Origin of the sequence: Micromonospora sp. NPDC049903 (assembly GCF_044460945.1) — a bacterium.
Classification (GTDB): Bacteria; Actinomycetota; Actinomycetes; order Mycobacteriales; family Micromonosporaceae; genus Micromonospora.
Map to the genome: position 1 here is coordinate 334,562 of NZ_JBITKL010000003.1, position 15,580 is coordinate 350,141.

The following is a 15,580-nucleotide window of genomic DNA, read 5'->3' on the forward strand; positions in this document are numbered from 1 at the left end:
CTAGGGCGAGGGGAACGAGTGAGCGCCGGGCGGCCACGGGGGAAGCCGCCCGGCGACGGAAGAATGGTACACACGCGGGGGCGGCATCTGTCCACTGGCGATCGGCGATTCGCCTGGCGCGCAACGGCGTGGCGGAAATCGGTCGCTCCCCCAGTCGGTACTCAGTCGGGCATGCGAGGCTTGGTGACGCACACGCCGCAACGACCGAGCACGCTGTGGAGGACCGGTGGCCCAGCCGACCACGCCCGACGCTCCGACGCCGAACGGGGCAACGCCCTCGGCGGTCTCTTCGCCGACCACTCCGGCGCAGGACGCCACGCTGCTGGAGCGGGCGCTGTTCGAGATCAAGCGGGTGATCGTCGGGCAGGACCGGATGGTCGAACGGATGTTCGTGGCGCTGCTCGCCCGAGGGCACTGCCTGCTGGAGGGCGTACCCGGGGTGGCCAAGACGCTCGCGGTGGAGACGCTCGCCCGGGTGGTCGGCGGGTCGTTCGCCCGGGTGCAGTTCACCCCGGACCTGGTGCCGGCCGACATCATGGGTACCAGGATCTATCGGCAGTCCAGCGAGAAGTTCGACGTCGAGCTGGGTCCGGTGTTCGTCAACTTCCTGCTCGCCGACGAGATCAACCGGGCGCCGGCCAAGGTGCAGTCGGCGCTGCTGGAGGTGATGAGCGAGCGTCAGGTCTCGATCGGCGGCGAGACGCACCGGGTGCCCAACCCGTTCCTGGTGATGGCGACGCAGAACCCGATCGAGCAGGAGGGCGTCTACCCGCTGCCGGAGGCGCAGCGGGACCGGTTCCTCATGAAGATCGTCGTGGGCTATCCCACCGACGCCGAGGAGCGGGAGATCGTCTATCGGATGGGGGTGGCCCCGCCCGAACCCACCGCGGTCTTCGACACCGCCGACCTGATCGCCCTGCAGCAGAAGGCGGACCAGGTCTTCGTGCACAACGCGTTGGTCGACTACGCGGTCCGGTTGGTGCTGGCCACGCGTACGCCGGCCGAGCACGGCATGCCCGACGTGGCGCAACTGATCCAGTACGGTGCCAGCCCACGGGCCTCGCTCGGGCTGGTCCGGGCGACCCGGGCGCTGGCGCTGCTGCGTGGCCGGGACTACGCCCTGCCGCAGGACGTGCAGGACATCGCGCCGGACATCCTGCGTCACCGACTGGTCCTCAGCTATGACGCGCTCGCCGACGACGTGCCGGCCGACCACGTGGTGCACCGGGTGATGTCGACCATCCCGCTGCCGTCGGTGGCGCCCCGGCAGCAGGCCACGCCACCGGGTCCGGTGGCGCCGACCTCGGGGTGGCCCGGGCAGCGGCCGTGACCCCGAGCACCCCTTCACCCCAGCAGTCACCGAACGCGGCGGACAACCGCTCCGGCGCGGTGCTGTCCCGGTTGCAGCTGATGGTCACCCGGAAGCTGGACGGGCTGTTGCAGGGCGACTACGCCGGTCTGCTGCCCGGCCCGGGCAGCGAGGCGGGGGAGTCGCGGGAGTACCGACCCGGTGACGACGTCCGGCGGATGGACTGGCCAGTGACCGCGCGGACCACCACCGCGCACGTGCGGCGTACGGTGGCCGACCGGGAGTTGGAGACGTGGCTTGCGGTGGACCTGTCGGCCAGCCTGGACTTCGGCACCGGCCGGTGGCTCAAGCGGGACGTGGTGGTGGCCGCGGCGGCGGCGATCACCCACCTGACCGTGCGCGGCGGCAACCGGATCGGGGCGGTGGTGGGTAGCGGTGGTGAGCGTCCCGCCGCCCGGCGGGGCTGGCGGGCGACGCCCGAGCCGCCCGGGCCGGGGCGTCTGGTCCGGCTGCCCGCGCGGTCCGGGCGCAAGGAGGCGCAGGGCATGTTGCGCGCCATCGCCGGTACCTCGATCCAGCCGGGCCGGGGCGACCTCGGTGCGTTGATCGACATGCTCAACCGCCCGCCCCGGCGGCGCGGGGTCGCGGTGGTCGTCTCCGACTTCCTCGCCCCGCCGGCCCAGTGGGCCCGACCGCTGCGCAAGCTGCGGGTACGCCACGACGTGCTGGCGATCGAGGTGGTCGACCCGCGTGAGCTGGAGTTGCCCGACGTGGGGGTGTTGCCGGTGGTCGACCCGGAGACCGGGGAGTTGCACGAGGTGCAGACCGCCGACCCGAGCCTGCGGCACCGCTACGCGGCGGCGGCCGCCGCCCAGCGGGCCGAGATCTCCGCCGCGATGCGCGCGGCCGGCGCCGCGCACCTGCGCCTACGTACGGACCGAGACTGGCTGCTGGACATGGTGCGTTTCGTAGCCGCCCAGCGGCACGCCCGCACCCGGGGGACGACGCGATGATTCGACTGCTCCAACCGTGGTGGCTGCTGGCCGTACTGCCGGTGCTGGCCCTCGCCGCGCTGTACGTGTGGCGGCAGTTGCGCCGCCGCGAGTACGCGATGCGGTTCACCAACGTCGACCTGCTGCGGACCGTGGCGCCGAAGGGGCTGGGCTGGCGGCGGCACGTGCCGGCGACCGCGTTCCTGCTCGCGCTGCTCGTGCTGGCCGGTGCGCTGGCCCGTCCGGCGGTGGACACCCGGGAGCCGCTGGAACGGGCCACCATCATGCTCGCCATCGACGTGTCGTTGTCGATGCAGGCGGACGACGTGGCGCCCAGCCGGCTGGAGGCCGCGCAGGAGGCGGCCAAGCAGTTCGTCGGGGAGTTGCCCGAGACCTACAACGTCGGGTTGGTGTCGTTCGCCAAGTCGGCCAACGTGCTGGTGCCGCCGACGAAGGACCGCCCGGCGGTGACCAGCGCCATCGACGGGCTGGTGCTGGCCGAGGCGACCGCGACCGGTGAGGCGGTCTTCACCTGCCTGGAGGCGATCCGCTCGGTGCCGGCCGACGGAGCGGCGGGTATCCCGCCGGCCCGGATCGTGCTGCTCTCCGACGGCTTCCGGACGGCCGGTCGGTCGGTGGAGGAGGCGGCTGCGGCGGCGCAGGCGGCGAACGTGCCGGTCTCCACCATCGCCTTCGGCACCGACACCGGGCACGTGGACATCGGTGGGCAGTTGCAGCGGGTGCCGGTGGACCGGATGGCGTTGGCCGAGTTGGCCGAGACGACCGAGGGCTACTTCTACGAGGCGGCCACGGTCAACGAGCTCAAGCAGGTGTACCAGGACATGGGCAGCTCGATCGGTTTCCGGACCGAGGCGCGGGAGATCACCCAGTGGTATGCCGGCATCGCCCTGCTGCTGGCGCTCTGTGCCGGGGCGTTCAGTCTGCTTTGGTCGTCCCGGATGCTCTGACCGGTGCGGCCGGCGTGCGGTCAGTGGGTGCTGCTGGCCAGCACGAAGAGCACGGCCACCCAGACGGCGGCGAGGGTGAAGCCCAGCGGGGCGACGTAACGGCTCATGGAACGCTCCGGGTGGCGACGGCGGTCCGGGCGGGGTGGACCGCGTGGGGGTGGATCGAGGAGGCGCACACGAAGTCGTGACCGAACGGCTTCCGGTCGCACCCGCGCGTTCCGTCGCCCCGGCGGGTGGGCCGGGCGGTGGCGCAGGGGGTGCGTGGGGAGCGGTGCCAACTCAGGCGGAGCGGTGCTCAGCGTGACTGGCTGTCGGCCCGGCCACGACTGGGAGGATCGCTATCTCGCACAGCGATCACCTCCTGCGGTCGGGGTCCGGACGAGCGGTGCCGCCGGGCGGCCCGCAAACGCGATGATCGTACACCCGTGGTGGCGTACGGGCCCACTCGGTCGACCGGCCCTGCGGGCCCGGCCGTTCATCGGCGCGGACCGTGCCGGTGCCGGGCGGGGCGGGTTAGTGATTACCGTGCGGTAGCGCCTAGTCTCCAACCCGCAGCGATCTTCCGGAGAGGACCCCACCGTGTCTCGAACTGTGCTGGTTACCGGCGGCAACCGCGGAATCGGTCTGGCCATCGCCCAGGCGTTCGCCAAGCAGGGCGACCGGGTGGCGATCACCCACCGGGGCAGCGGGGCACCGGAGGGGCTGTTCGGCGTGCGGTGCGACATCACCGACGCCGAGTCGGTCGACGCCGCGTTCAGCGCGGTCGAGGCGGAGCTGGGGCCGGTGGAGGTGCTGGTCGCCAACGCCGGGATCACCGACGACACGCTGCTGCTACGGATGTCCGAGGAGCAGTTCACCCGGGTGGTGGACACCAACCTGACCGGTGCGTACCGCTGCGCCAAGCGCGCCTCGGGAAAGATGCTGCGGGCCAAGTGGGGACGCATGATCTTCGTGTCCTCGGTGGTCGGCCTCACCGGCTCCGCAGGGCAGGTCAACTACGCGGCCAGCAAGGCCGGCCTGGTCGGGGTGGCCCGCTCGATCACCCGGGAGTTGGGCACCCGGAACATCACCGCCAACGTCGTCGCGCCCGGCTTCATCGAGACCGACATGACCGCGGTGCTGACCGAGCAGCGCAAGGCGGAGATCCTCAAGTCGATCCCGGCCGGTCGGATGGCCGCGCCGGACGAGGTCGCCGCGGTGGTCACCTGGCTGGCCGGTGACGGTGCCGGGTACGTCTCCGGCGCGGTCATCCCGGTCGACGGCGGCCTCGGCATGGGCCACTGATCCTGAGCACGGAGGAATGAGCGTAATGTCCGGACTGCTGGCCGGTAAGCGGCTGCTCGTCACCGGCGTCATCACCGACGCCTCCATCGCCTTCTCGGTGGCGAAGCTCGCCCAGGAGAACGGCGCACAGGTCGTGCTCACCGGGTACGGTCGGCTCTCGCTGGTGGAGCGGATCGCCAGGCGGCTGCCCGAGCCGGCACCCGTCATCGAGCTGGACGTGACCAACCCCGAGCACCTGGCCGGGCTGGCCGACAAGGTCCGGGAGCACGTCGACGGGCTCGACGGAGTGGTGCACTCGATCGGGTTCGCCCCGCAGAGCTGCCTCGGCGGCGGTTTCCTCGACGCCTCCTGGGAGGACGTGGCGACCGCGCTGCACGTCTCCACGTACTCGTACAAGTCGCTCGCGACGGCGGCGCTGCCGCTGATGTCGCCGGGCGGCGCGGTGGTCGGCCTGACCTTCGACGCCACCCAGGCGTGGCCGGTCTACGACTGGATGGGCGTGGCCAAGGCCGGGCTGGAGTCCGCCTCCCGCTACCTCGCCCTGCACCTGGGCAAGCAGGGCATCCGCAGCAACCTGGTCTCCGCCGGGCCGCTGCGGACCATGGCCGCCAAGTCGATCCCCGGCTTCGAGCAGTTCGAGGACGCCTGGTCCGAGCGGGCCCCGCTGGGCTGGAACCTGGCCGACCAGGAACCGGCCGCGCGCGCCTGCCTGGCGCTGCTGTCCGACTGGTTCCCGGCCACCACCGGCGAGATCGTGCACGTCGACGGCGGCTACCACGCCATCGGCGCCTAGAGATGTAAGGAGGGGTCCCCTGCTAACGCCTCAGGTATAGCAGGGGACCCCTCCTAACATCCGGGACCCGGGGGCGTTACCGACCGGACCCGGGGGCGTTGCCGGGGCGCCGCCGGCCACCGGCAAGAATGGGCCCATGGCGTACGACGCGGTGGTCCTGCTCTCCTTCGGCGGCCCGGAGGGGCCGGACGACGTGCTGCCCTTCCTGCAGAACGTGACCCGGGGGCGGGGTGTGCCGCCGGATCGGCTGGCCGAGGTGGCCGAGCACTACCAGCACTTCGGTGGGGTGTCCCCGATCAACCAGCAGTGCCGGGACCTGCTCGCCGCGATCCGCGCGGACTTCGCCGCCCACGATCTCGACCTGCCGGTCTACTGGGGCAACCGGAACTGGCACCCGATGCTCGCCGACACCGTGGCGCAGATGCGCGACGACGGCGTACGGCGGGCGCTGGCGTTCGTCACCAGCGCCTACGGCGGGTACTCCTCCTGTCGGCAGTACCAGGAGGACGTCACCGCCGCGCGGGCGGCGGTCGGTGCCGACGCGCCGGTGATCGAGAAGCTGCGTCAGTTCTGGGACCATCCCGGTTTCGTCGAGCCGCACGTCGACGCGGTCCGCGAGGCGCTGACCCGGCTCGACCCGGCCCGGCGGGACAGCACCCGACTGGTCTTCACCGCCCACTCCGTGCCGATCTCGGCGGCCGACAGCGCCGGACCGCACGGCGGCCGGTACACCGCCCAGCTCGCCGAGACGGCGCGGCTGGTGCACGCCGCCGCGGCCCCCGACCTGCCCTACAACCTGGTCTGGCAGAGCCGCTCCGGCCCGCCGCACGTGCCGTGGCTGGAGCCGGACGTCAACGACCACCTGGCCACCCTCGCCGAGCAGGGTGCGACCGGGGTGGTGGTCAGCCCGATCGGGTTCGTCTCCGACCACCTGGAGGTGGTGTGGGACCTGGACACCGAGGCGCTGGACACCGCCAAGCAGCTCGGCCTGGACTTCGTCCGGGCCGCCACCCCCGGCGTCGACCCGCGCTACGTGGCCATGGTGCGGGAACTGGTGCGGGAGCGGATCGACCCGGACGGCGCGCAGCTGCGTCGTCGCCTCGGCGAGCTGCCGATGTGGGACACCTGCCCCACGGTCTGCTGCGTCCCGCCGCGCCGTCCGTCCTGACCGCACCGACGGCCCGACACCCCAGGGATGACGATCATGCATGACCGCAAGCCCGTGCAGAGCTGGCTCACCGACATGGACGGTGTGCTGGTGCACGAGGGGCAGCCCGTGCCGGGCGCGCCGGAGTTCGTCAACCGGCTGCGTGCCTCCGGCAAGCCGTTCCTGGTGCTGACCAACAACTCGATCTACACCCCGCGCGACCTCCAGGCCCGGCTCGCCCGGATGGGGCTGGACGTGCCGGAGCAGGCGATCTGGTCGTCCGCCCTGGCCACCGCCCAGTTCCTGGCCGATCAGCGGCCCGGTGGCACCGCGTACGTGATCGGGGAGGCCGGGCTGACCACGGCCCTGCACGCGGTGGGCTACGTGCTCAGCGACTTCGCGCCCGACTACGTGGTGCTGGGGGAGACCCGCACCTACAGCTTCGAGGCGATCACCAAGGCGATCCGGCTGATCGACGACGGGGCGCGGTTCATCTGCACCAACCCGGACGCCACCGGCCCGTCGGTGGAGGGCGCGCTGCCGGCCGCCGGGTCGGTGGCCGCGATGATCTCCAAGGCGACCGGCGTGGAGCCGTACTTCGTCGGCAAGCCGAACCCGATGATGATGCGCTCGGCGTTGAACACGATCGACGCGCACTCGGAGAGCACCGCGATGATCGGCGACCGGATGGACACCGACATCCTCTGCGGCCTGGAGGCCGGCTTGGAGACGATCCTGGTGCTGACTGGGATCAGCACCCGCACCGAGGCGGAACGCTACCCGTACCGGCCGTCCCGGATCGTCGACTCGGTGGCCGACCTGATCGACGAGATCTGATCGGGCGTGGGCGGTCTCAGGGCCGCAGGGGCGCGTTGCAGGCGGCGACCAGAGCCTGTCGGCAGGCCGTGGTGAGCGGACGCAGCGCGGCGTCGCGCTGCTGGGCCTCGTGGTTGTTCACCGCGCCGCCCGGTGCCGCGTGCCCGGCCAGCGCGAGCACCCGGTCGAGCACGGCGGCGCGGGCGAACAGCCGGCGGGAACGCGGGTCGAATCCGGGCGGCAGGTCGGTGGTGCCGTCGGGGCGGCGCAGCGCTTCCAGGGCGCCGGCCAGTTCGGGGCGCCACTGGGCCACGTCGAGCCGGGTGAGTGCGGCGGTGGTGTCGGCCAGGGCGGCGGCCAGTTCCGCCTCCGCCTCGGCCGCGCCGGGCAGGGTGAGTGACGCCGCCGGGGCATTCGGCGGCAGCGGGTAGACCCGCCAGAGCACAGTCTCGAAGGTGTCCCCGGAGCCGGAGGTGTGTACCCGCACTTCAGGGATCAGGCCGAGCGCACCGGCGATCACCGCCTCGCCGGTCACCAGCGCGGCACCGGCGAAGTCACCGGGGCCGGGCAGCCCGCGCGGGTCGCCGGGGGCCGGCAGCACCAGTCGGATCTCGTCCGGCGAGAGCTTGGCCAGGGTGGGCAGGGCGTCCCGCAGCGGCACGTCGGTCCAGGTGCCGGGCGCGTCGGCGACGAGGTGCTCCTCGTCACCGGCGACTTCGTCGGCGACCTCGTCGAAGGGCACGAGCCCGGCGCGCCATGCGCGCACCCAGGCAACGAACCGGCTCGACCGGCGCGGCGCGAGGATGGCCGCACCCGCAGCGGGGGTGGACATGCGGAAAGAGTACGTGCTGACGCCCGCCCCTGTCTCGACTGCCGCGCGCCCGCCTCCCCGGCGCGTCGATCATGCGACTCTGCCACGTGATTTGTTCGTGGACGCGGCTTTTGCAGTGCATCGCACCCGGTGGGCCGGGCGTGGCGGCGGCGAGTCGGCGGCGGCGCGTGCGGGACCGGCGGTTAGCGTGATCGGATGGGGCGGCGGTATGGCGACGACGTGTTGGCGGGGGACTGGCGGCGGCGAAGGGTGACCCCGGAGGTCGACGCCGAACCGGATCTGGTGGTCGAGGACGCCGACTCGGGCTTCTGTGGAGCGGTGGTCGGCTTCGACTCCGGCGCGGTCGTGCTGGAGGACCGGCACGGCAAACGGCGCAACTTCCCGTTGCTGCCGGCCGCGTTCCTGCTCGACGGTCGTCCGGTGACGCTGCGTCGACCGGCCCGCGCCCCGGTGCCGGCCGCGCGTCGGCGTACCGCGTCCGGCTCGGTGGCGGTGGACGGTGTCCGCGCCCGGGTCGCCCGGGCCAGCCGGATCTGGGTCGAGGGCGTCCACGACGCCGCGCTGGTGGAGCGGATCTGGGGTGACGACCTGCGGATCGAGGGCGTGGTGGTGGAGCCGCTGGAGGGCGTCGACGCGCTCGACGAGCGGGTGCGGGAGTTCGGTCCCGGACCCGACCGCCGGCTCGGTGTCCTCGTCGACCACCTGGTGCCCGGCTCGAAGGAGAGCCGGATCGTGGCCCGGGTGAACTCCCCGCACGTGCTGGTCACCGGGCACCCCTACGTGGACGTGTGGCAGGCGGTGAAGCCGTCGGCGCTGGGTATCGCGGCGTGGCCGGTGGTGCCGCCGGGACGCCCGTGGAAGGAGGGTGTCTGCGCCGCGCTCGGCGTCGCCGAACCGGCCGACATGTGGCGGCACATCCTGTCCCGGGTGAACACCTTCGCCGACGTGGAGACCCCACTGATCAACTCCATGGAACGCCTGATCGACTTCGTCACCGAGTGAGCCGGCCCGCCCCGGTCACGGGGTGTCGTCGGGGGTGCGGGTGAAGAGGAAGGTAGCGATGTCCAGGGTGACCGGGCGGCCGGCGGGGTCGCGGTGGACCCGGAGGATCTCGCCGATCTCCGTGCCGCTGTGCCCGCGCCAGCGGTCCGGGCCGTCCGGGCGGTAGCGGCTGACCCGGTCGCCGCGCAGGGTGCCCACCAGGTCGCCGGTGCTGTGGTCCCAGGTCACGTCGAGCGCGGTGCCCATCCACCACCAGCGGCCGGTCAGCGCCGCCACGTCGGCCGGGGGCGGGGCGTCGGCCGGTCGCCACGGCCGGACCGGTGCCGGCTCGGCGTCGAGCACCCGGTTCAGCACCTGGAGGCCGAGCGGACTGATGCCGCCGGTGCGGAAGCCGTACGAGTTGGCGAAGCCGACCAGACCGGTACGGCTGGACCGGTGCACCAGCAGCACGGCGACGTGGCCGGGCATCGAGCCGCCGTGCCCGACGTAGACGCGTTCGCCCTGGCGGGTGAGTTGGATGCCCAGGCCGTAGCCACCGCGCCAGGAGTCGAGATCGCTGAGGAACACGGGGGCGCACATCTCGTCGAGGGTGTCCGGGGCGAGTACGGCGGGGTCGGGATCGGCGAGGAACGCGGCCCATCGGGACAGGTCGGCCACGGTCGACCAGAGTTGCCCGGCGGGGGCCATCGCCCCGGTGTCGGTGTGCGGCTCCTCGCGCAGGGTGTCGTGCCACGGGTGCACCACGTACCCGGGGGCGTACGGCGTGGTGGCGGCGTAGGTGGTGCGGTGCATGCCCAGCGGCGCCAGTATCCGTTCCCGCACCGACTGCGCCCATCCGGTGCCGGTGATCCGTTGCAGCGCGCCGCCGAGCAGGCCGAACGCCAGGTTCGAGTAGTGGTGGGTGCGGTACGCGGGCAGCGCGACCTTCGGGGCGCCGAAGTCGGCCAGCAGGGTGTGCAGGTCGACGCCCTCGCTCCGCTCCCACCAGGGACCGTCCGGCTCGCGTTGCAGCCCGCCCGCGTGCCCGAGCAACTGGCGTAGGGTGATCGGCCCGGCGGCCTCGGCCTCGGGCAGGTGCCGCCGCAGCGGATCGTCGAGCGCCAGCCGTCCGGCGTCGCGCTCCTGCATGATCAGCACGGCGGTCATGGTCTTGGTGATCGAGCCGATCCGGTATTGCAGGTCGGCGTGCGGCCGGGGATCTTCGCCGGCGGCGGCCAGGTGCGCCAGTGTGCCGTCCCGCACCACACCGATGGCCAGCGACGGCACGTGGCCGGCGGACTGCGCGTCGGCCACCAGGGCGTCGACGTGCCGTAATGTTTCCGGACGCAGGGACACGAAGGCTCCTTCGGAGGCGATGGTCAGGCGCCCCCGATCATGACAGTTCGATGACACGTGCATTGTCATGTCACGATCGGTACGTGGATGCCGTGCTGTGGATCGTGCTGGGTGTGGTACTGGCGGTCGCTGAGATCTTCACGGCGACCCTTTTCTTGATCATGTTTTCGGTCGGTGCTTTCGCCGCCGCGGGCGCCGCCGCGCTCGGAGCGCCCGTGGCGATACAGGCGGTCGTCTTCGCCGTCGTGTCGGCGCTGACCGTGCTCGCGGCGCGGCCGGTCATCCAGCGGCACAAGCAGACCGCGATGGAGACCGGCGAGACCGCCTTCGGGGTGGAGGCGATCGAGGGGTCGTCGGCCCTGGTGCTGGAGCAGGTCGACGCTGCTGCGGGCATGGTGAAGATCGACGGCGAGGTGTGGAGCGCGCGGGCCTACGACGCCACGCAGGTTTTGGCACCCGGTGAACGGGTGCAGGTTATTCAGGTCAAGGGAGCGGTAGCCCTGGTCTGGCGGGACGTTGCGGCGCCCGGTGAGCTACCCGAAGTGGAGAGGTGAACGGATGGAACTAGTCGTACCCGTCCTTTTGATAGCATTTGCCCTGATCTCGGTGATCACCCTGGCGAAGTCGGTGCGGATCGTGCCGCAGCAGCGCCAGGACGTGGTCGAGCGGCTCGGCCGGTACAAGCGGACGCTCAACCCCGGGCTGAACATCCTGGTGCCCTTCGTCGACGCGGTGCGGACGAAGGTGGACATGCGCGAGCAGGTGGTCAGCTTCCCGCCGCAGCCCGTGATCACCTCGGACAACCTGGTCGTCTCGATCGACACCGTGCTCTACTTCAAGGTCGTCGACTCGGTCCGGGCCACCTACGAGATCTCCAACTTCCTCCAGGCGATCGAGCAGCTCACCGTCACCACGCTGCGGAACGTGATCGGTTCGCTCGACCTGGAGCGCGCGCTGACCAGCCGTGAGGAGATCAACCGGCATCTCTCCGGGGTGCTGGACGAGACCACCGGCCGGTGGGGCATCAAGGTGACCCGGGTCGAGATCAAGGCGATCGAGCCGCCGCCGAGCATCCGCGACTCCATGGAGAAGCAGATGCGCGCCGAGCGGGACCGCCGTGCCGCGATCCTGAACGCCGAGGGTCACAAGCAGTCGCAGATCCTCTCGGCCGAGGGTGAGAAGCAGGCCGCGGTGCTGCGCGCCGACGGTGACCGGCAGGCCCGCATCCTGCAGGCCGAGGGTCAGGCCAAGGCGGTCCGGACGGTGTTCGACGCCATCCACCAGGCCAACCCGAGCCAGAAGGTGCTGGCCTACCAGTACCTCCAGGCCCTGCCGCAGATCGCCAACGGCACGGCCAACAAGGTGTGGATCGTGCCGGCCGAACTGACCAAGGCCCTGGAGGGTATGGGCGGCGCGCTCGGCGGGCTGAACCAGATGGTCGGCGACGCACCCACCCGGCAGGCGTCCGAGGACGCCAGCGCGGTGGAGCGGGAGGCGGCCGAGGCCGCGCAGGCCGCCGCCCGGGCGGCCCAGGAGATCCACAACGAGGTACGCGTCGCCGAGGCGCAGGCCACCGGCGGCAAGGAGCCGCAGGGTCTGCCCGCACCGGAGCCGGTCTCCCCGGGAAGTCTGCTGAACGACCCGGCCGACCAGCGCGAGCGAGGCTGATCCGGGACGGGTCCGGGCCGGGATGACCCGGTCCGGACCGGCGTCCGGACAAATGCGAGAAACACTCATGAGGCGCTCCGGTGCCTGCCACCATCGGTCCTAGGCGGGTGGTGACCAGGCATCGGGGCGCCTCGGCGTGTCCCGGCACCGCTCGTGGATGAGCGAGGTGACCGATGGATCCGCTGAAACGGTTGTGGTCCCCGCCGGACGTACCTGGGGCACACGACCCCGCCGGGCCGCTCGGCACCCGACGGACCGGTGGGGGCTTCGGCGTCCTGCCCTTCGTCGACGATCCGGGACCACCCGGTCCGGCCACCAACGCGAGTTGGGCCTGGTCGCTGCGCCGCCTGGCCCGTGCCGCGGTCTGGCTGCTGCCCGCGTACGCGATCCTCTACGGCGCGGTGGCCATGGCCAGCGACGGCGGGGTGGGCAACGACCCGTACCCGGCCGACGGCCGCGCGGTGTACCTGATCGGGTGGGTCGCCGCCATCTGGCTCGGGCTGCTGGCCCTGCTCGGCCTGGCCGGCCTGCTCGCCGCCACCCGCAGTCGCCGCAGTGCCGTCGCCGGGCTGCTGGTCAGCATCGCCGGCACGGTGCTGATGCTGCCCTTCGCCGGGTTCGCCGAGGACACCCCGGTCTTCGGCGCCACCGCCCGGTCGCTGGTGCTGGTCGGTGCGACCTTCTACAGCGTCGGTTGGCTGCTCACCGGATGGGCGGTGGCGCGGTCGGGGATGTTCAGCATGGGCGACGGCACCATGCTGATGATCGCCAGTCCGCTGCTCGGTCTCGGTGGTGCACTGATCGGCTCCCTGCAGATCTTCGGGGCGATCTTCGTGCTGATCGCCGGCATCGGCATCGCCTACCGGTCCGGTCGGCTGCTGCCCCGGGAGATCCTGCGCGACGCCACCAGTGCCAGTGTCGCGACGGCAGGTCCGTCCGGTCTGGGGCCGGCGGGCCCGGGTGGGCCCGGACCGCTGGGCACGGCCTGATGCCCGGATGTAAGGAAGGGACCCTTCCTATACACGAGGCGTTAGTAGGGGGCCCTTCCTTGCGCCGGTCGTCTGCGTCGGGTGTCCGGTACGTCCGCATCTCGTCCAGCCACCGTCGCTGGTCAGCGCAAAGGCCCCTGGCAGCTGGCCGTGAATTGCCTGACAACTGGGCCGATTCGGTGGTCGGATCGTGGCATTCGCGGCAATCCTGGTGACCATGGCCACCCCTACGCCACTGTCGCGACTGTTCACCGTCCTGCTGGCCGGCGGGCTCGTCGGCCTCGTCGTGGCGGGCCTCATGCTGCCGGTGAACCTGGTGTTCGGGCTGACCGCCAAGGCGGCGCTGGGCAGCTACGCCGAGCTGCCGGGCGTGCTGGAGACCCCGGCCACCCCGCAGCGTTCCTACCTCTACGCCAACGACGGCAAGACGCTGATCACCACGTTCTACGACGTCAACCGGGCCGACGTGACGCTGGACGAGATCACGCCGGTGATGCGGCAGGCGATCGTGGCCGCCGAGGACCGGCGTTTCTACGACCACAGCGGCGTGGACCTGCGGGGCATGGCGCGTGCCCTGGTCACCAACGTCACCGAGGGCGGCACCGAGCAGGGTGGCTCGACGTTGACCATGCAGTACGTGCGCAACGTGCTCAAGACCGACTCGACCCGGACGACCGAGGAGCGGGCCGCGGCCACCGAGCAGACCGTCGGGCGCAAGCTCCAGGAGATCCGGTACGCCAACGCGCTGGAGCAGCGCCTCGGCAAGGACGAGATCCTCAACCGCTACCTCAACATCGCGTACTTCGGTTCCGGGGCGTACGGGATCGCCGCCGCCAGTGAGCGCTATTTCTCCACCGTGCCGGCGGACCTGACCCTCGCCGAGGCGGCGCTGCTGGCCGGTCTGGTGCAGGCGCCGGAGGCGTACAGCCCGATCGACGGTGACGCCGACGCGGCGCTGGCCCGGCGCGCGTACGTGCTGGACTCCATGGTCGCGACCGGTGCGATCACCGCGGAGCAGGCCGCCGACGCCAAGGCCGAGGAGTTGCGCCTGAACCCCAGTGAGCAGGCCAACGGCTGCGCCGCCACCGCCGGTGGTCGGGACGGCTGGGGCTTCTTCTGCGACTACCTGCGCCGGTGGTGGATGGAGCAACCGCAGTTCGGCGACACCCCCACCGAGCGTGAGCAGGCGTTGCGTCGGGGCGGCTACACGGTGGTCACCTCGCTCGACCCGGAGATCCAGGCCACCGCGCAGGAGCAGGCCACCAGCGTCTACGGGTACCGCAACCCGCGCGCCCTGCCGATCGCGGCGGTCGAGCCCGGCACCGGCCGGGTGCTCGCCATGGCGGTCAACCGTCACTTCAGCCTCGCGGAGAACCCGGACGGGCAGGCCAACTACCCGAACACGGTGAACCCGCTGATCTCCGGGGGACCCGGCGTGACCGGCTACCAGGCCGGCTCGACGTTCAAGCTGTTCACCATGCTCGCCGCGCTGGAGTCCGGCCGTCCGCTGGCCACCGGGTACGACGCGCCGAGCCGGCTGCCCACCCGGTACCCGGGGGAGGGGGACAGCAGCTGCGACGGCCGGTGGTGCCCGGCCAACGCCAACCCGGCCTGGATGGACGGGTACCGGATGATGTGGGACGGCTTCGGTCGCTCCGTGAACACGTACTTCGTCTGGCTGGCCGAGCAGGTCGGGCCGGACAAGGTGGTGGAGATGGCGCAGCGCCTGGGCATCACGTTCCGAGCCGAGGCGGACGCGACCTTCGCCGACCAGCGTGCCGCCGACTGGGGCGCGTTCACCCTCGGCGTGTCCGCCACCACCCCGCTCGACGTGGCCAACGCGTACGCGACTGTGGCGGCGGAGGGGACCTACTGCGCGCCGCTGCCGGTGGTGTCGGTGACCGGCCCGGACGGTGTGCGGCTGCCGGTGGGTGACCCGTCCTGCCGGGAGGTGCTCGACGCCGACGTGGCCCGGGCCGCCACCGACGCGGCCCGCTGCCCGGTGGGCCAGCAGTCCTCGTTCGGGCAGTGCAACGGCGGCACCGCCACGGCGGTGAACCGGATCCTGGAGGGGCGCCCGGTGGCCGGCAAGACCGGTAGCTCCGACGGCGCCGCCACGGAGAGCTTCGTCGCGTACACCCCGCAGGTCGCGGTCGCTGGCATCGCGGCGAACCCGGACGACCCGAACGACTCGGTCGGCGCCACCGTGCAGTCCCGGGTGATCGACGGGGTGGCCCGGATCATCGCCACCGCGGTCGACGGCGAGCCTGAGCAGGCGTTCACCGCGCCGAGCCGGGATTTGGTGGGTACGCCGCGCCGACCGGTCGAGCGGGATCCGGTCGCGGACCGCCGCACCAGCGACGGTCCGCTGGCCGACCTGCGCCGCTGGTTCCAGGGCCGAGGCTGACCCGGATGTAAGGAGGGGTCCCCTGCTATCGCCTGGTG

General features: G+C 72.1%; 15 protein-coding genes. 12 read left to right on the forward strand and 3 right to left on the reverse strand.

The window, feature by feature from the left end:
• Positions 1-226 precede the first annotated feature (226 nt).
• From ACIBO1_RS09255 to ACIBO1_RS09265, 3 genes are read left to right on the forward strand one after another with little or no spacing between them, the layout of a single operon-like run.
• Positions 227-1,330, forward strand: a complete 1,104-nt coding sequence (locus ACIBO1_RS09255; RefSeq protein ID WP_396743076.1) for an AAA family ATPase — start codon at positions 227-229, stop codon at positions 1,328-1,330.
• On the forward strand, positions 1,309-2,322 hold the full coding sequence (locus tag ACIBO1_RS09260) for a DUF58 domain-containing protein (RefSeq protein WP_396743079.1): 1,014 nt from the start codon (positions 1,309-1,311) through the stop codon (positions 2,320-2,322). Before ACIBO1_RS09255 ends, ACIBO1_RS09260 begins: the two co-directional genes overlap by 22 nt.
• Complete coding sequence (locus tag ACIBO1_RS09265) at positions 2,319-3,269, forward strand: VWA domain-containing protein (RefSeq protein WP_350696648.1); 951 nt, start codon at positions 2,319-2,321, stop codon at positions 3,267-3,269. Before ACIBO1_RS09260 ends, ACIBO1_RS09265 begins: the two co-directional genes overlap by 4 nt.
• A 20-nt stretch (positions 3,270-3,289) precedes the next feature.
• On the opposite strand, the gene ACIBO1_RS09270 is transcribed toward ACIBO1_RS09265, so the two are convergent.
• The gene (locus tag ACIBO1_RS09270) at positions 3,290-3,445 is read right to left on the reverse strand and encodes a hypothetical protein (protein ID WP_161595013.1); all 156 of its coding nucleotides are present in this window, start codon (positions 3,443-3,445) and stop codon (positions 3,290-3,292) included.
• A gap of 403 nt (positions 3,446-3,848) precedes the next feature.
• Here ACIBO1_RS09270 and fabG point away from each other — a divergent pair, with 403 nt between their 5' ends.
• The 4 genes from fabG (at position 3,849) to ACIBO1_RS09290 (ending at position 7,330) form a co-directional block, all read left to right on the forward strand.
• Positions 3,849-4,553 carry a 3-oxoacyl-ACP reductase FabG gene (fabG, locus tag ACIBO1_RS09275; protein ID WP_396743084.1) on the forward strand — a complete coding sequence of 235 codons (705 nt, stop codon included), beginning with the start codon at positions 3,849-3,851 and terminating at the stop codon, positions 4,551-4,553.
• A 25-nt stretch (positions 4,554-4,578) separates the two neighbouring features.
• Positions 4,579-5,346, forward strand: a complete 768-nt coding sequence (gene fabI / locus ACIBO1_RS09280) for an enoyl-ACP reductase FabI (RefSeq protein WP_350696652.1) — start codon at positions 4,579-4,581, stop codon at positions 5,344-5,346.
• Positions 5,347-5,482: 136 nt separating this feature from the next.
• A complete protein-coding gene (locus tag ACIBO1_RS09285; protein ID WP_396743088.1) occupies positions 5,483-6,514 on the forward strand; it encodes a ferrochelatase in 1,032 nt (343 codons plus the stop codon).
• A 36-nt stretch (positions 6,515-6,550) separates the two neighbouring features.
• Positions 6,551-7,330: an HAD-IIA family hydrolase gene (locus ACIBO1_RS09290; protein ID WP_131054931.1), complete on the forward strand. Its 780-nt coding sequence runs from the start codon at positions 6,551-6,553 to the stop codon at positions 7,328-7,330.
• Positions 7,331-7,346: 16 nt separating this feature from the next.
• Here ACIBO1_RS09290 and ACIBO1_RS09295 read toward each other — a convergent pair whose 3' ends face one another.
• Positions 7,347-8,141 carry a hypothetical protein gene (locus ACIBO1_RS09295; RefSeq protein ID WP_350696656.1) on the reverse strand — a complete coding sequence of 265 codons (795 nt, stop codon included), beginning with the start codon at positions 8,139-8,141 and terminating at the stop codon, positions 7,347-7,349.
• 195 nt (positions 8,142-8,336) lie between these two features.
• Here ACIBO1_RS09295 and ACIBO1_RS09300 point away from each other — a divergent pair, with 195 nt between their 5' ends.
• Positions 8,337-9,143, forward strand: a complete 807-nt coding sequence (locus ACIBO1_RS09300; RefSeq protein ID WP_396743093.1) for a DUF3097 domain-containing protein — start codon at positions 8,337-8,339, stop codon at positions 9,141-9,143.
• A 15-nt stretch (positions 9,144-9,158) separates the two neighbouring features.
• Here ACIBO1_RS09300 and ACIBO1_RS09305 read toward each other — a convergent pair whose 3' ends face one another.
• Positions 9,159-10,478: a serine hydrolase domain-containing protein gene (locus tag ACIBO1_RS09305; RefSeq protein ID WP_396743096.1), complete on the reverse strand. Its 1,320-nt coding sequence runs from the start codon at positions 10,476-10,478 to the stop codon at positions 9,159-9,161.
• Positions 10,479-10,561: 83 nt separating this feature from the next.
• On the opposite strand from ACIBO1_RS09305, the gene ACIBO1_RS09310 reads away from it, so the two are divergent.
• From ACIBO1_RS09310 to ACIBO1_RS09325, 4 genes are all read left to right on the forward strand, one after another.
• On the forward strand, positions 10,562-11,032 hold the full coding sequence (locus ACIBO1_RS09310) for an NfeD family protein (RefSeq protein WP_396743098.1): 471 nt from the start codon (positions 10,562-10,564) through the stop codon (positions 11,030-11,032).
• A 4-nt stretch (positions 11,033-11,036) separates the two neighbouring features.
• Positions 11,037-12,146: an SPFH domain-containing protein gene (locus ACIBO1_RS09315; RefSeq protein ID WP_396743101.1), complete on the forward strand. Its 1,110-nt coding sequence runs from the start codon at positions 11,037-11,039 to the stop codon at positions 12,144-12,146.
• Positions 12,147-12,319: 173 nt separating this feature from the next.
• Positions 12,320-13,135 carry a hypothetical protein gene (locus ACIBO1_RS09320; protein WP_396743104.1) on the forward strand — a complete coding sequence of 272 codons (816 nt, stop codon included), beginning with the start codon at positions 12,320-12,322 and terminating at the stop codon, positions 13,133-13,135.
• A gap of 217 nt (positions 13,136-13,352) precedes the next feature.
• On the forward strand, positions 13,353-15,542 hold the full coding sequence (locus tag ACIBO1_RS09325; RefSeq protein ID WP_396743324.1) for a transglycosylase domain-containing protein: 2,190 nt from the start codon (positions 13,353-13,355) through the stop codon (positions 15,540-15,542).
• Positions 15,543-15,580 lie beyond the last annotated feature (38 nt).

Bases quoted from the DNA above. Each gene is read 5' to 3' on its own strand.
- ACIBO1_RS09290 (WP_131054931.1), top strand. From the start codon at position 6,551: ATGCATGACCGCAAGCCCGTGCAGAGCTGGCTCACCGACATGGACGGT.
- ACIBO1_RS09265 (WP_350696648.1), top strand. From the start codon at position 2,319: ATGATTCGACTGCTCCAACCGTGGTGGCTGCTGGCCGTACTGCCGGTG.
- ACIBO1_RS09285 (WP_396743088.1), top strand. From the start codon at position 5,483: ATGGCGTACGACGCGGTGGTCCTGCTCTCCTTCGGCGGCCCGGAGGGG.
- ACIBO1_RS09295 (WP_350696656.1), bottom strand. From the start codon at position 8,141: ATGTCCACCCCCGCTGCGGGTGCGGCCATCCTCGCGCCGCGCCGGTCG.
- ACIBO1_RS09325 (WP_396743324.1), top strand. From the start codon at position 13,353: ATGGCCACCCCTACGCCACTGTCGCGACTGTTCACCGTCCTGCTGGCC.
- fabI (WP_350696652.1), top strand. From the start codon at position 4,579: ATGTCCGGACTGCTGGCCGGTAAGCGGCTGCTCGTCACCGGCGTCATC.
- ACIBO1_RS09320 (WP_396743104.1), top strand. From the start codon at position 12,320: ATGGATCCGCTGAAACGGTTGTGGTCCCCGCCGGACGTACCTGGGGCA.
- ACIBO1_RS09300 (WP_396743093.1), top strand. From the start codon at position 8,337: ATGGGGCGGCGGTATGGCGACGACGTGTTGGCGGGGGACTGGCGGCGG.
- ACIBO1_RS09315 (WP_396743101.1), top strand. From the start codon at position 11,037: ATGGAACTAGTCGTACCCGTCCTTTTGATAGCATTTGCCCTGATCTCG.